At 41.7% G+C, this 14,939-nt stretch carries 11 protein-coding genes; 10 read left to right on the forward strand and 1 reads right to left on the reverse strand.

Translation table 11 applies throughout. The features are described from left to right. The first annotated feature begins 129 nt into the window (after nucleotides 1–129). From PR834_RS08190 to fhuB, 5 genes are all read left to right on the forward strand, one after another. Nucleotides 130–1,761: a sodium/sugar symporter gene (locus tag PR834_RS08190; protein ID WP_094962103.1), complete on the forward strand. Its 1,632-nt coding sequence runs from the start codon at nucleotides 130–132 to the stop codon at nucleotides 1,759–1,761. A gap of 288 nt (nucleotides 1,762–2,049) precedes the next feature. Next, the gene (locus PR834_RS08195; protein WP_094962104.1) at nucleotides 2,050–4,125 is read left to right on the forward strand and encodes a TonB-dependent siderophore receptor; all 2,076 of its coding nucleotides are present in this window, start codon (nucleotides 2,050–2,052) and stop codon (nucleotides 4,123–4,125) included. A 48-nt stretch (nucleotides 4,126–4,173) separates the two neighbouring features. After that, nucleotides 4,174–4,956, forward strand: a complete 783-nt coding sequence (locus PR834_RS08200; RefSeq protein ID WP_047756625.1) for an ABC transporter ATP-binding protein — start codon at nucleotides 4,174–4,176, stop codon at nucleotides 4,954–4,956. Then, complete coding sequence (locus PR834_RS08205) at nucleotides 4,947–5,873, forward strand: ABC transporter substrate-binding protein (protein ID WP_094962105.1); 927 nt, start codon at nucleotides 4,947–4,949, stop codon at nucleotides 5,871–5,873. The genes PR834_RS08200 and PR834_RS08205 overlap by 10 nt, the downstream gene beginning before the upstream one ends. Next, nucleotides 5,863–7,833, forward strand: coding sequence for a Fe(3+)-hydroxamate ABC transporter permease FhuB (gene fhuB / locus PR834_RS08210; protein WP_210852249.1), 1,971 nt, complete (start codon nucleotides 5,863–5,865; stop codon nucleotides 7,831–7,833). Before PR834_RS08205 ends, fhuB begins: the two co-directional genes overlap by 11 nt. A gap of 234 nt (nucleotides 7,834–8,067) precedes the next feature. Here fhuB and PR834_RS08215 read toward each other — a convergent pair whose 3' ends face one another. Next, nucleotides 8,068–9,048, reverse strand: coding sequence for a LacI family DNA-binding transcriptional regulator (locus tag PR834_RS08215; protein WP_272536576.1), 981 nt, complete (start codon nucleotides 9,046–9,048; stop codon nucleotides 8,068–8,070). Nucleotides 9,049–9,317: 269 nt separating this feature from the next. Between PR834_RS08215 and PR834_RS08220 the strand changes: the two genes are divergently transcribed. Genes PR834_RS08220 through PR834_RS08240 form a run of 5 tightly spaced genes read left to right on the forward strand, consistent with a single transcriptional unit; the run spans nucleotide 9,318 to nucleotide 14,803 of the window. Continuing rightward, a complete protein-coding gene (locus tag PR834_RS08220; RefSeq protein ID WP_210852252.1) occupies nucleotides 9,318–10,235 on the forward strand; it encodes a GNAT family N-acetyltransferase in 918 nt (305 codons plus the stop codon). Between the two features lie 27 nt (nucleotides 10,236–10,262). Next, nucleotides 10,263–11,513 carry an MFS transporter gene (locus PR834_RS08225; protein ID WP_210852254.1) on the forward strand — a complete coding sequence of 417 codons (1,251 nt, stop codon included), beginning with the start codon at nucleotides 10,263–10,265 and terminating at the stop codon, nucleotides 11,511–11,513. Nucleotide 11,514: 1 nt separating this feature from the next. After that, the gene (locus PR834_RS08230) at nucleotides 11,515–12,591 is read left to right on the forward strand and encodes a Gfo/Idh/MocA family protein (RefSeq protein WP_210852257.1); all 1,077 of its coding nucleotides are present in this window, start codon (nucleotides 11,515–11,517) and stop codon (nucleotides 12,589–12,591) included. After that, nucleotides 12,588–13,652: a sugar phosphate isomerase/epimerase family protein gene (locus PR834_RS08235; protein WP_047756607.1), complete on the forward strand. Its 1,065-nt coding sequence runs from the start codon at nucleotides 12,588–12,590 to the stop codon at nucleotides 13,650–13,652. The genes PR834_RS08230 and PR834_RS08235 overlap by 4 nt, the downstream gene beginning before the upstream one ends. A gap of 11 nt (nucleotides 13,653–13,663) precedes the next feature. Then, nucleotides 13,664–14,803 (forward strand): Gfo/Idh/MocA family protein, encoded by a 1,140-nt coding sequence (locus tag PR834_RS08240; protein WP_136134891.1) that lies wholly within the window; start codon nucleotides 13,664–13,666, stop codon nucleotides 14,801–14,803. Nucleotides 14,804–14,939 lie beyond the last annotated feature (136 nt).

Raw genomic sequence — 14,939 nt, forward strand, 5'->3', positions numbered from 1 at the left:
ATTTCTGCTATTTAGTCCATTAAGTTAATTCTTTAGAGGATATTGTGAAAATATGTGATTCATCTAACGGTGATATTTTGTGGTAACGTTTACACTTGCTTTGTTATCACTTGGCGAAGGAATTTGATTATGCAAACTGAAGGGGTTGGGTTAAGCACATTAGATTACGGAATATTCATTCTGTATGTGCTTGTCATTATTAGTGTTGGTCTTTGGGTTTCTCGAGATAAAAAAGGACAAAAGAAAGGTACAAAAGACTATTTTCTGGCAGGAAAAACATTACCTTGGTGGGCTATTGGTTCTTCACTGATTGCGGCAAATATATCAGCAGAGCAATTTATTGGTATGTCGGGCTCTGGTTTTTCAATAGGTTTGGCTATCGCATCCTATGAATGGATGGCAGCACTAACACTGATCATTGTCGCAAAATACTTCATGCCCGTGTTTATTGATAAAGGTATTTTTACCATTCCAGAGTTTGTTGAAAAACGTTTCAATAAAACGTTAAAAACGATCTTAGCCGTGTTCTGGTTGGCATTATTTATCTTTGTTAATTTAACTTCAGTTCTCTATTTAGGGTCGTTAGCATTACAAACAATCCTAGGTATTCCAATGCATTATGCTATTTTCGGCTTAGCATTATTTGCAGTGATTTACTCTCTTTATGGCGGGCTGTCTGCGGTTGCGTGGACGGATGTTGTACAAGTTTTCTTCTTAATTTTAGGCGGCTTTTTAACCACGATAATGGCGGTGAGCTATATTGGCGGTGATGCGGGGTTATTCGCAGGTATGAGCCGTATGGCAAGTGAAGCGCCTGCGCATTTTGAAATGATTTTAAGCCAAGACAATCCTCAGTTTAGCAATTTACCCGGTATTGCAGTGTTAATTGGCGGTTTATGGGTTGCTAATTTATATTACTGGGGCTTCAACCAATATATTATTCAACGTGCATTAGCCGCTAAGTCTATAAATGAAGCGCAAAAAGGTTTGGTTTTCGCCGCTTTTCTCAAACTTATTGTCCCAATCCTTGTTGTCGTACCGGGTATTGCGGCATTTGTGATAGTTTCTGACCCTGCATTACTGGCGGGATTAGGAACGATGGCACAAGAACATATGCCAACATTGGCCCAAGCGGACAAAGCTTACCCATGGTTAACACAATTCTTACCCGTAGGCGCTAAAGGGGTTGTGTTTGCGGCATTAGCTGCGGCTATCGTTTCTTCTTTAGCTTCCATGTTGAACTCAGTGGCAACTATTTTCACCATGGATATCTACAAAGAATACATTGCTCCATCAACCGCGGACCATAAATTAGTGAATGTCGGGCGGATTAGTGCAGTTGTTGCGTTAATCGTCGCATGCTTCATCGCCCCATTACTGGGTAACATTGGACAAGCTTTCCAATATATTCAGGAATATACCGGGTTAGTTAGCCCAGGTATCTTAGCGGTATTCTTATTAGGTCTATTTTGGAAGAAAACCAATGCGAAAGGCGCGATTATCGGTGTGCTGCTCTCAATTCCGTTTGCATTATTCTTAAAACTAATGCCGTTAGGTATGCCATTCCTTGACCAAATGATGTACACCTTCTTCTTTACTGCGGTGGTGATTGGTTTAATTAGCCTGACAACGGCAAAAGAAGATGACTGTGAAGGGGCTATTATCCTAACGTCGGAGACCTTTAAAACATCGACAGGCTTCAATATCGCATCATACGCAATTATGGTTATCTTATGTGTGCTATATGCGCTGTTCTGGTAATCCAAAACTTCTAACAAGCTGATAAGTAAAATGATAGCACGAGGCGGGAAAGGTCATTCCCGCCTTATTTTTTGCGTTTGTTAACTTAAATAATGACCTAATATTCGCATCGAGATCATTTTCGTTATTCTTGACTAATAATCTCCCTTCCTTATGTATGGTTAATTGTGTTTAATTTTATTTTTTTAATAACTATTTGTTATAAGCAAATATGCCAAATTGATTTTAATTTGACTTATTTTTAGGAATAATACTGAGACTTATTATTATTATCATTGGAACTATTTTGTGAAAAATTTAGGTTTATTTCGTTTACATCAGGTTGCCATTTTCACTCTGTTAGCGCTGGCTGTTCAAAACCAATCCATGGCAAATGAACAAAATAGCGACAAAAAAGACTCTTTCGTTGTTAGTGCACAAGCACTCAAAGTGAATACTGCGCTGCAAGAAACGCCAAAATCTGTTTCGATCATTACGGAACAAGATTTGACCATACATGCTCCGCAAAAAATTGATGAAGCACTTCGTTATACCTCGGGGGTTGTTGCACAACCTTATGGGGCTGATAATGATACGGATTGGTTCAAAGTTCGCGGTTTTGATGCCGCAACTTATTTAGATAATAGCCGGTTATATCGAGATGGCTACTACACTTGGCTACTTGAACCTTATGGATTGGAAAGTATTGAAGTCGTGAAGGGGTCATCAGCCGTTCTCTTTGGCGAATCCACTCCTGGAGGCGCTGTTAACTTAGTAACGAAAAAGCCATCTATTAATGCTAAAAATGAAATATTTTTAGAAGCGGGTAATAACGATCATCAAGCGCTAGGCTTTGATCTTTCTACAGCATCAGCCGATGCAGGTGCCCGCTACCGTTTAGTGGGAACGATGAAAAAATCAGATGGGGAACTCAAAGGCACGGATAATAAACGTATTTATCTGGCGCCAAGTGCGGCATTTGACTTGTCTGATCAGACTGTACTTACGTTAATGGGGACGTATCTGCACGATGATGGTACGCCCACGAATCCTTTTTTCCCAGCGGCGGGAACATTAATTCACTCTAATTACGGTAAAATTAAGCCATCAACCAATTTAGGTGAGCCTGATTACGATAAATACAAGCGGACTCAGTTCTCAGTGGGTTATTTATTAGAACATCAATTTAATGATGAGTGGCGTTTTGCGCAGCGTGTAAATTATGGTTACAACGACCTAACACTCAGAAGTGTTTATGCTTTCTTTAATGCAGACCCTACCGTGCAGGAATTGGGGCAAGGTATTGTTTTTCGCGATGGTAAAAACCAAAGTTTTAGTTTTGATAACAATATCGTCGGTGAATGGGATAGTGAGCGGTTTGAAAATACCTTACTTGCGGGTATTGAATTCCAATATCATCAAACCAAAGGCGATGAACAGGATAATTATGCTTTTGGTAAAATTAACCCGTGGAAGCCAGTTTATGGGCACTATACCCCACTTGACCCATCAAATAACATTCATCGCACTATTGATAAAACACAAGCTAGTATTTATTCACAATACCAAACAAAGCTTGATAGCAAATGGATTGGGGTCGTTGGTGCACGTTATGATTGGGTAAAAACTGAAAATAAAGCACATAAAAAAGCAGAAGATGAGTCTAGAAATGATGGGCAGATGAGTTTAAATGCGGGTTTAATGTATATTGCTGACAATGGCATTTCACCTTATTTAAATTACTCTCAATCTTTTGAAGTTCAATCGACAATCGACCCAACAACCCAAAAACTGTATAAACCACTTAAAGGTGAGCAATTTGAAGCAGGTATCAAATATACACCTTATTTTATGGATGGTTATTGGAATATTGCTTGGTTCGATATCGAACAAAAAAATGCGTTAGTCACAACTCCTGAACACCCTGTTGCAACACAAACAGGTAAAGTCACTTCACAAGGTATAGAAACAGAACTATTTGCAAGTGTTACTGATAATTGGGATATTAAAGCGACATACACTTATACCAATGCGAAAACAGATCAAACAGGTGGTAAGGGACGTAAACAGGCTGGTATGATCCCCAAACATATGGCGACTGTCTGGACTGACTACGAAATTCCAATCGTGAGTAACCAGTCGTTAAAACTCGGAACTGGTATTCGCTATTATGGTCAATCAAAGGATAACCCAGCAAGCAGCAACCTTTCTGTTCCTAGTGCGACGCTCTGGGATATGGCCGCGATATATCAATTATCGAACAATTGGCAGTTCCAGTTCAATATGAATAACATCCTCAATAAAGAGTATGTTTCATCCTGTGATACCTGGTGCTATTACGGCCAATCGCGCTCATTTGTGTTACAAACAAAGTACACTTGGTAATTTTAAAAAAGGCATGCTAATAATGTTGGCATGCCTTGAGTCCTTTCTATGTTTCGATTAGCAAATATTAATATCGTTCGCGATCATCGTTCTATTTTATCTATAGATTCGTTAAATATACCCACAACAGAACTCACAGTGGTTCTTGGTCATAATGGTTCAGGAAAATCTACACTGGTTAATCTCCTTTCTGGGCAGATGGCACCGGATAGCGGGCAAATTGATTTAAATGGCACGAGTCTTTCTCAATATAAAACGAAAGAATTAGCGCAGAAAATCGCATATTTACCACAAAAACTGCCAGCCTCAGCGGGGCTGTCTGTGAAAGAACTTGTGCGGTTAGGGCGTTTTCCGTGGCGAGGTGCACTTGGTCGCTGGCAAGCTGACGATGAAATTATTATCCAACAAGCGATGGAGAAAGCTGGGGTTGAGGGGTTTTCCGCGAACTTAGCGGACAACTTGTCTGGTGGAGAGCGCCAGCGCGCATGGGTTGCCATGTTACTTGCTCAACAATCACCAGTTTTAATACTGGATGAACCGACTTCTGCATTAGATATTCACCATCAATACCAGTTAATGAATTTATTGAGTGAGCTTAATAAAGTTCATGGGATTGGTGTGATTGTGATCCTTCATGACCTCAACCTTTCTTTACGGTATGCAACACACATCGTGGCATTAAAAAAAGGAAAAATAGAATTTGAGGGAAAAAGCGTTCTTCTCCATGATGAAGCAAGGCTATCGTCACTCTACGATACTCCGATTAAATTAATACCACACCCTAGTTTTCCCGAGTCAGCACATCATAGGGTTGCTATCGTATGCGCTTAAGAATCAATTTGCTTGGCCTTATTTTATTAACAAGTACATTATTATGCTCATTTTATACACGGGCTTATTCTGTTACGGACAGTCGTGGTATTGTCGAGTTCAATTCGCCGCCTCAGCGCGTTGTGGTTTTAGATTGGGATTTGCTGGAACAGCTATTAACGCTTGAAATTACACCTGTTGGGGCCACGGAATTAGAGAGTTACCAGCAATGGGTTGTTGACCCAGCTGTTCCTTCTTCGGTCAAAGAGGTGGGTACGCGAGCTGAGCCTAATTTAGAGCAAATTGCCGCATTGAAACCTGATGTTATTATTGCAAGTAGCGCGCAAGAAGATTTACTGCCTTTATTGGAAAAAATAGCGCCAGTCGTTTATTTATCAAATTTTGCACGTCAAGATGATTCAGGGCTTGTAGCCATTGCTCATTTTAAAACGTTGGCTCGCTTATTTGAGAAGACGTCTTTTGCCGATGAATATTTAGTGAAAATGGATAAACGTTTTGCTGAATTAAGATCACAACTTGAATGTGCTTTTACAACGAAGCCAAGTGTTGCTGTTATCCGGTTTTCAAGTTTAAGCACTATTTTTCTTTATACTGAGAATTCAACACTCAATTATGTTCTTGAACAGCTTGCATTAAAGCCTGCTATTTTAGTCCCCGCACGTCCTTGGGGAATAGAGCAGAGACGAATAAATTCATTGCAGTTTATAAATGATGGGTACGTGTTATACATCAAACCATTTGTAGAAGAAAAAAAACTGAATGATTCCATATTATGGCAGTCGATGCCTTTTGTTAAACAAGGGCGGATAAATAGTGTTCGTCCCGTTTGGAATTATGGTGGTGTCTTTTCCTTGCAATTAATGGCGGAAGCATTAACAGAAAGCTTATTACAGGTTGCTCCTCATAATGACAACTAAACAGCACTCAATACTATTTTTTGTATTAATGGTGATCGCGCTGATTAACCTTCAGCTCGAACCTGGGGTTACACTCAGTCAGCAATTATTTTTAGTTATCCATCCAGCTTCAGCCGATACATTTGCTGATTATTTTTATTTATATGGCCAATTACCACGCCTTGCTATGGCATTATTAGTGGGAGCAACTTTTGGTTTATTGGGCAGTTTGATGCAGCAATTAACACAAAATAATCTTACTTCACCACTAACGTTAGGTTCATCATCCGGTGCTTGGTTAGCATTAGTGGTAGTCAATATTTGGTTTAGTAACGAGATTGGGTTATATCAAACGCTAGCTGCGATGGTGGGAGCATTACTTGCATTTGGTTTAGTAATATTAATTGCAGGTATTCGTAATATGACAGGCATTCCGTTAGTTGTTTCAGGAATGGTCATAAATATTTTATTTGGTGCTATAGCGACTGCATTAATTACATTAAATTCGCAATTTGCACAAAATATTTTTATGTGGGGAGCAGGAAATTTAGCGCAAGATGGTTGGCAAAAAGTGGTTGGTTTATTACCTTTATTGTTCCCTGTTATTATTATTATCTGTTTCGCCCCACGTATTTTGACATTATTGAAATTAGGCCATGAGGGGGCTAAAGCTCGAGGCTTATCCGTTTTACCAACTTTTTTACTTTTTATTGTTTTAGCATCTTGGTTAGTAGCGGCGACTATTTCAACTGTAGGGGTTATTAGTTTTATTGGTTTATTAGCTCCAAATATAGTACGGAGAATGGGTAATATGAGTACAAGGCAAGAGTTATTAAATAGTGCAGTTGTAGGGGCTATTTTATTGCTTCTTGCAGACAGCGGGGCAATCGCACTAACAAATTACCTTAATATTGTGGTTCCTACGGGTGTAATGACAGCTGCTATTGGTGCTCCTTTATTGATCTGGTTTAGCCGCCGAACAATGACAGCCCAAGATCAATTATCGATAGGGTTATTACCAACAAAAATAATACTTTCTAAAACCACGGTATCTATTCTTATTTTATTGTTAGTAAGTGGAGTTGTATTTTCCCTTTGCTTACAAACGAATGGTGAACAATATTATTGGCAACTGCCGTCAAGCTTTCAATGGGATATTAAATGGCCTCGTTTATTAGCGGCTATATTTTCTGGCTTAGCATTGAGTATTGCGGGGGTTTTATTACAAAGGATTATTTATAACCCGTTGGCCAGCCCAGATATTTTAGGAGTTTCTTCAGGGGCTACAGCGGCACTCGTTCTATTTAGCCTACTATTAGGCACGGCTATTCAAACCTCATTTTGGGGTGTTGCTTTAATCGGGAGCCTGATTGTATTAGGAATATTGTTATACCTAGGTAAACGGCACCAATACGCACCAGCAAGTTTAATTTTGACAGGGATCTGCCTAACGGCAACGTTAGAAGCTTTTGTTCAGTTCTTTTTAGCTCAAGGGACATTGAGTAGCTATCGGATATTATTATGGCTTTCAGGCTCAACTTATCGTGTGGAAGGGCAACAGGCCATTATTTTTTCAATCAGTGTTGTTGTATTAACGATATTAGCGATCACGTTAAATCGTTGGCTAGTTTTATTATCAATTAGTCGAACATTTGCACAGGGAAGAGGACTAAATTCACAATTAGCGACTATATTGCTATTAATCTTAGTTGCATTATTGTGTGCCTTTGTCACTTCCACTGTTGGCCCCATTGCATTTCTTGGTTTAGTTGCACCCCATATGGCTTTTTTAGTTGGCGCTAAAAAGGCGAAACAACAACTTATTATTAGTGGGTTGATCGGTAGTATATTAATGGTTTGGGCAGATTGGCTAGGCCAAATTATTATTTATCCAACACAGATTGCAGCTGGAATTTTTGTCGCTATTTTAGGTGGTGGATATTTTTTATTGCTGATGGCGATGAATAAAATCAAGTCATAATTTATGGTGTAAATGTGGTTAGTTAAAGCCTTACTCAAGGCGAGTTAACTAACACTAAACAATGAATTTTGGGTAGTGTTGCATTGAAGGTTGTTAACGAAGGTACGACTTCTGTATTGATCAAAATATGGGTTGATACAGGAGACAAAACCGCTTCACTAGAAAAATTATAGCGTCGTTTCTTATCCGTATTATTTCAATATCACAGCCCCAGAATGGAAGTAAAAAAGTGAGTTAAGTTGAGCCGCGTTCAATTAATTGCCATTCGAGGATTTCATGGCTGTCATCGAGCTGCGGGTGCTTAATTTTATTGATTAGCAGTTGAACGCTACGGATGCCAAATTGATGCATCGGCTGCACAATGGTACTTAATGGCGGTGTGGTTACTTCACCGAAGGGCACACCATCAAACCCTAACACAGCAATATCATTCGGAATATGCAATCCCTGCTGATGCAAAACACTCATTGCACCGCCTGCGATGACATCAGAAATCGCGAATACAGCATCGGGTTTGGGCGCATTTTGCAGTAACTTTTCCATGGCCTTCGCCCCCGCGGTGTAATCTAATTCTTCTACATACTCGATTTTACAATATTCAAAGCCAAGTTCAGCGAGTGCTTTTCGATACCCTTGTTCCCGTTGTTGTGAATAGAGGTAACGCATATCACTGTTAATTAATGCAATGCGTTGGCGATTTTTCGCTGCTAAATGATAAACGCCTGCGCTAGCAGCTTGTGAATTATCAATAGTAACCGAAGAAGCACGAAATTCTGGATCCCCTTCACCACACTGTACCCACGGAAAATCCCCAATCATATCAGTAAGCCCCGGCAAACAACTCACAGCATCCATAGTGATGACGCCATCAACAACCTTACCTCTGAGTAAACTCAGATAAGCGGATTCACGCGTTGGATTGGATTCAGAATTACATAACAAAATATGATAGCCGTGGCGTTCCGCTTCTTCTTCAATACCACGTACAACCAATGAACAAAAGGGGTTAGTGATATTAGACACCAGCACCAATAGCATGCGACTACGCGAGGTACGTAGCTGGCGCGCTAATAAATTAGGTTGATAATTACACTGAGCGATGGCGGCGAGAACTTTATCTCGAGTTGCGGGTTTTACAATATGTTGATCATTCAATACCCGTGAAACCGTTGCGGCAGAGACTCCTGCAATTTTCGCCACTTTTTCTATCGACATTGTTCACTTTTCCTTTTGTCTATTGCCATGCACAGTATGCAACATCGCGATGAAAAGTACGATTGATACAATCAACTTGTGATGCAGATTGCAAATTTATCTTTTAGATCATTATTGAACCATTCAGCTAGTTGCTGAAAGAAACAATTTGGCTATATTTTATAAATGAAATCGATTTCAGTAAAAATGTAATCGATTTCATTTTTGGATTTAGCTGCCATTTAGTGAAAAGCCTCATTTTATAAACAATAAAACATGAGAGGTAATGAATGGATATACAACTACAGCTTGCGAAATGCGCTGATCGGAGTGAAGTCGCGCATTTGATTTATCACTCAACGAATGTCTGGTATCAACAACATGGTTTAGGCGCAATATTTCAGTCTGCGCCTGAAGAGTGCCATTTATTTGTTGATGTATACCAACAACTTGATCCTGACTACCACTGGTTAGCCCGTGATTCACAACTCAATATTCTTGGCTCGTGTTTTTTTCACCCACGAGAAACACATTTGAGCCTTGGGATTATGAATGTCCATCCCGACGCATTTGGACAGGGTATTGCAAAGAAATTACTGTCCAAAGCGGATGAATTAGCCGGAAATTTACCCATTCGCTTAATTTCAAGTGCCCTGAATTTAGACTCTTATTCTCTTTATCGCCGCGGCGGTTTTACACCTTATGCAATTTACCAAGACATGGTGATTTCAGTACCAGAGCAAGGCGTGAATCTCCCTCGCTTGACTGAAGGAATTGTGCGAGATGCTCGAACCGAAGACTTACCGGCTATTTTACAATTGGAAGCGGATTTATTAGGTATTAGTCGTCAGCGGGATATTGAATATTTTTTAAATGACACCAGCGGGTTATGGCGAATTGCAGTCTGGGAACATAACCAGCGCATCGAAGGTTATCTTGCCTCTATCGCACACCCCGCATCGAGGATGTTAGGGCCCGGCTGCAGCTATCGTGATGAGATAGCGCTGGATTTACTCGGTTGGATGCTAGACAAACATCATCGTGGTGCGAAGCCAGTCGTTTTAGTTCCCACAGAGCGAAGCGCACTGTGCCAAGCGCTATTACGATGGGGCGGTAGAATTTGTGAATTGCATCTTGCACAAGTCAAAGGTGCTGCGCAGAAACCAAGCGGCGTGGTTATGCCGTCCTTTTTACCTGAAAGTGGCTAATAAAAAATAGAAATTATTGGGGGTCTTATGGGTACGAATAGTCTTACTCAAGGTGGTAAAAATACTGCCCATGTATGGGTAGTACCGCGATTGGCGTTAATGATGTTCCTTCAATTTTTTGTGTGGGGGGCATGGTATGTCACGCTAGGGGTTGTCATGGGGAAATATGGTTTATCAGCAATTATTGGTGATGCCTATTCGACAGGACCCATCGCCTCTATTTTATCTCCTTTTGTACTAGGGATGGTGGTTGACCGTTTTTTTGCATCACAAAAAGTGCTTGGCGTGCTGCATCTCATCGGTGCCGCTTTATTATGGATGATCCCAAGTTACTTTACGGGGGGTCATAGCGGTCTGTTATGGATAATCTTTGGTTATATGCTTTGCTATATGCCAACTATTGCTCTTAGTAACAACGTTGCCTTTTATAGTTTACCGAACAGTGAGAAAGCGTTCCCAGTTGTGCGTGCATTCGGTACATTTGGTTGGATTGTTGCGGGGCTGATTGTCGGTTCAACAGGGTTATCAGATAGTACAGAAATTTTCACCTTGGCGGCAGTAGCTTCGTTGGTACTAGCGATTTACAGCTTTACATTACCACACACGCCAGCACCAGAGCGTGGTAAACCTGTTGCGATGCGCGACTTGTTATGCGCAGATGCGTTTGCCATGCTCAAGCAACGTCATTTCTTAGTTTTCATCATTTGTGCAATGCTGATCTCTATCCCATTGGCGGCTTACTATGCCTATGCGGCGCCATTTGTTGCGGCGACAGGATTTACTAACGTTGGTGGCGTGATGTCTTTAGGGCAGATGTCAGAACTGTTCTTTATGTTATTGATACCATTCTTCTTTGCTCGTCTTGGTATCAAAGTGATGTTGCTGATTGGGATGCTATCTTGGTGCTTACGTTATGTCATGTTTGCCTTAGGGATTGCTGAAGAACTGCGCTGGATGATTTATATCGGTATTTTCTTACATGGTATGTGTTATGACTTCTTCTTTGTTATTGGTTTTATCTATACAGACAAAGTTGCTGGCGAGAAAGTAAAAGGGCAGGCGCAGAGCTTGCTGGTCTTATTTACCTATGGCGTGGGGATGTTAATTGGTTCACAAATCAGTGGAATGCTGTTCAATAGCATTGTCACAACGGAAGGCGCAGCGGCTCTGCCACAATGGCAAAGTTTTTGGTGGTACCCAGCGATTGGTGCGTTACTGATTGCCGCATTGTTCTTCTTCACGTTCAACTATAAAGAAAAGCCAGTGGAGGAGAAATAAGATGGCAAATTTACGCGTCTTAGTCGTTGGTTGCGGCAATATGGGAGCCTCTCATGCAGAGGCTTACCACCGAATGGAGGGCGTTGATATATGCGGGCTGGTGGCTCGTGGTCATTCAAAAGATGCTCTCAATGAACATTTAGGTGGTGAATATGCCACGTTTGATAATTACGAACAGGCATTAAAAGCAACGCAACCAGATGCGGTTTGCTTAACGACATACCCTGATACGCATGAAGCTTATGCATTGTTAGCACTCAAGGCTGGCTGTCATGTGTTTATTGAAAAGCCGTTATCCACTACGGTTGAAGGGGCTAAGCGCGTCATTGCTGCTGCTAAACAAGCCCATCGACAAGTGGTGGTGGGTTATATCTTGCGTCATCACCCATCATGGCAACAATTCATTCATCTAGCGCATGAGCTGGGTAAGCCATTAGTGATGAGAATGAATTTGAATCAACAAAGCCATGGGCAGATGTGGAATGTACACCGTAACCTGATGCAATCACTGTCACCGATAGTTGACTGTGGCGTTCATTATTTAGATGTGATGTGCCAAATGACCCAAGCTCAGCCAGTGAGTGTCAGCGCTATTGGCGCAAGATTGACCGATGAATTACCAGACAATATGTATAACTATGGTCAATTACAGGTTCGTTTTGATGATGGCTCAGTGGGTTGGTATGAAGCGGGTTGGGGACCAATGATCAGCGAAACGGGGTATTTTATCAAAGATGTTATAGGCCCTCGCGGTGCGGTTTCGATAATGGCTCGGCATGGAGAAGGAAATAGCGACAATGTTGATGGGCACACACGCACTGACTCTTTACGTATTCATTATGCAGAGCTTGATAAAAACAATGCTTTTAAACATCCCGACCGTTGGGTTGACTGCCAAGATGAGCCAGACCATTTGGCGCTGTGCCTAAGTGAACAACGTTATTTTATTCAATCGATTACGGAACAATTTTCATTAGAACAGCATTTACAAGACGCACTCAATAGCTTGCGAATTGTTCTTGCTGCGGATGAAGCTGTGCGTACACAGCGCACTGTGATTTTAGGGAGTGAGTCATGAAAACAATCCAAGGTCCAGGTATTTTTCTAGCACAATTTATTGGTGAGAAAGCCCCTTTTAACTCATTAGAAAGCCTTGCTGAATGGGCATCAAGCCTAGGTTTTACATATATTCAAGTGCCAACGATCGACCCACGTATCTTTGATTTAGACTTGGCAGCCACAAGCCAAACTTATTGCGATGAGTTGGTTGCCATGTTACAGCAATATGGTATTCAGATCAGTGAGTTATCGACTCATATACAAGGCCAATTGATTGCGGTACATCCAGCGTATGACACTGTTTTTGATGGTTTTGCCCCAGTGAGTGTCAGAGGTAATCCTCAAAAGCGCCAGCAGTGGGCGGTGGAGCAACTCATCAAAGCGGCAAAAGCCTCGCAGCGCCTAGGGTTAGTTACGCATGTAACTTTCTCAGGCGCACTGGCGTGGCCTTATTTTTACCCTTGGCCCCCTCACAATGCGCAACTATTTAACGAAGCATTTGCTGAACTTGCGCTGCGTTGGTTGCCTATTCTGAATGTGTTTGACGAGTGTGGCGTCGATGTATGTTACGAGTTGCATCCAGGGGAGGACTTACACGACGGCGTGACATTTGAGCGTTTTCTTGGGCTTGTGGATAACCACCCGCGTTGCCATATTCTCTACGATCCAAGTCATTTATTGCTCCAGCAAATGGATTATCTTGCGTTTATTGATTGCTATCATCAACGCATTCGCGCATTTCATGTCAAAGATGCGGAATATTCACCAAATGGCCGTAGCGGTATCTATGGCGGTTATCAATCATGGGTTGAGCGTGCAGGGCGTTTTCGCTCATTAGGGGATGGTCAGATTGATTTTGTATCTATTTTCAGCAAATTAACTCAGTACGGTTTTTCCGGTGTCGCTACAATGGAATGGGAGTGTTGCCTTAAATCCCCAGATGCCGGGGCGAAAGAGGGAGCCGACTTTATCGCCAATCATATTATTCCAGTGGTTGATCATGCCTTTGATGATTTTGCAGTGGTAGATACTAATCTTCAACAAATCAGAGCATTACTTGGGATCGTAAGTGATAAATAAAGGATAAGGCGATGAGACTAAAGCTGGGAATGGTTGGGGGCGGGGAAGGTGCATTTATTGGTGCAGTGCATCGATTAGCGGCTCGTATGGATGATGAGTTTGAGTTAGTTGCAGGTGCATTTTCTTCAGACGAGCAAAATTGTCAACGCACAGGGCAACGGCTGCATCTTGCTCCTGAACGTTGTTACGCCAGTTATCAGCAAATGGCGCAAAGTGAAGCCGCACGTGATGATGGCATTGATGTTGTTGCGATTGTCACGCCTAATCACCTGCATGCCCCTATTGCCGTTGAATTTTTGCGCTCAGGTATTGACGTTATCTGTGATAAACCATTGTGTACATCATACTCAGAAGCTTTGCAGCTTGCTGATGTTGTGCGAGAAACGGGTAGGCAACTGATTCTCACGCATAATTACAGTGCTTATCCGTTAATTCGTGAAGCGCGCAGCCGGATATTAGCAGGGGAACTAGGAGAAATTCGTTATATTGAAGTGGAGTATTTGCAGCAGTGGTTAGCAACACGATTAGAGGAAACTGAAAACAAGCAGGCGAATTGGCGTACCGATCCAAAAAAAGCGGGGGCGGGCTGTATCGGCGATATCGGTACTCATGCGTGGCAGTTAGCTTCATTCGTCACAGGGATGTTACCAGAGTCCATTCGTGCTGAACTCACATCAATGATCCCAGGAAGAGTGCTAGATGACGATGTGCGTGTGCAAATGCGTTATCATAACGGAGCAAAAGGGCGTCTATGGGCGAGCCAAGTGGCTTGTGGTGAAGAAAATGGGTTGCGACTACGCATATATGGCAGCCAAGGGAGTCTTTCATTTTCCCAAGAAAATCCTAATCAATTATGGTTAAAACCGTTTGATTCGCCCATGTACTGTGTGTCTCGGGGATCAATGTCTCAATGGGAGGAAAACCGTGCGATGACAAGGGTTCCAGCCGGGCATCCCGAAGGATATTTAGAAGGTTTTGCACAGATTTACCGTGAGGCAGCAACTCGTATACGCGAGGGAGGTGGCGCATCACCGCTATTACCGGGTATTGAAATTGGCCTACAGGGGATGGCTTTTATTGATGCTGCAAAACGTAGCGATGATAACTGTGGTCAATGGATTGATTTTACGCAATATCGTTGCTCATCATAATCTCTGTGATGGATGGTATGAGGCTAATGTGAAATTGAGAGTACTATCACCGAGTTAAAAAAGAAACCCAGCCAGAAAATATGAAATTTGCTGACATATTATCATATTAATGAGTTGGTATAATCCTGTTAATTAC

It is taken from the genome of Providencia sp. PROV182, from assembly GCF_028480325.1.
In the GTDB taxonomy this organism is placed as follows: domain Bacteria; phylum Pseudomonadota; class Gammaproteobacteria; order Enterobacterales; family Enterobacteriaceae; genus Providencia; species Providencia hangzhouensis.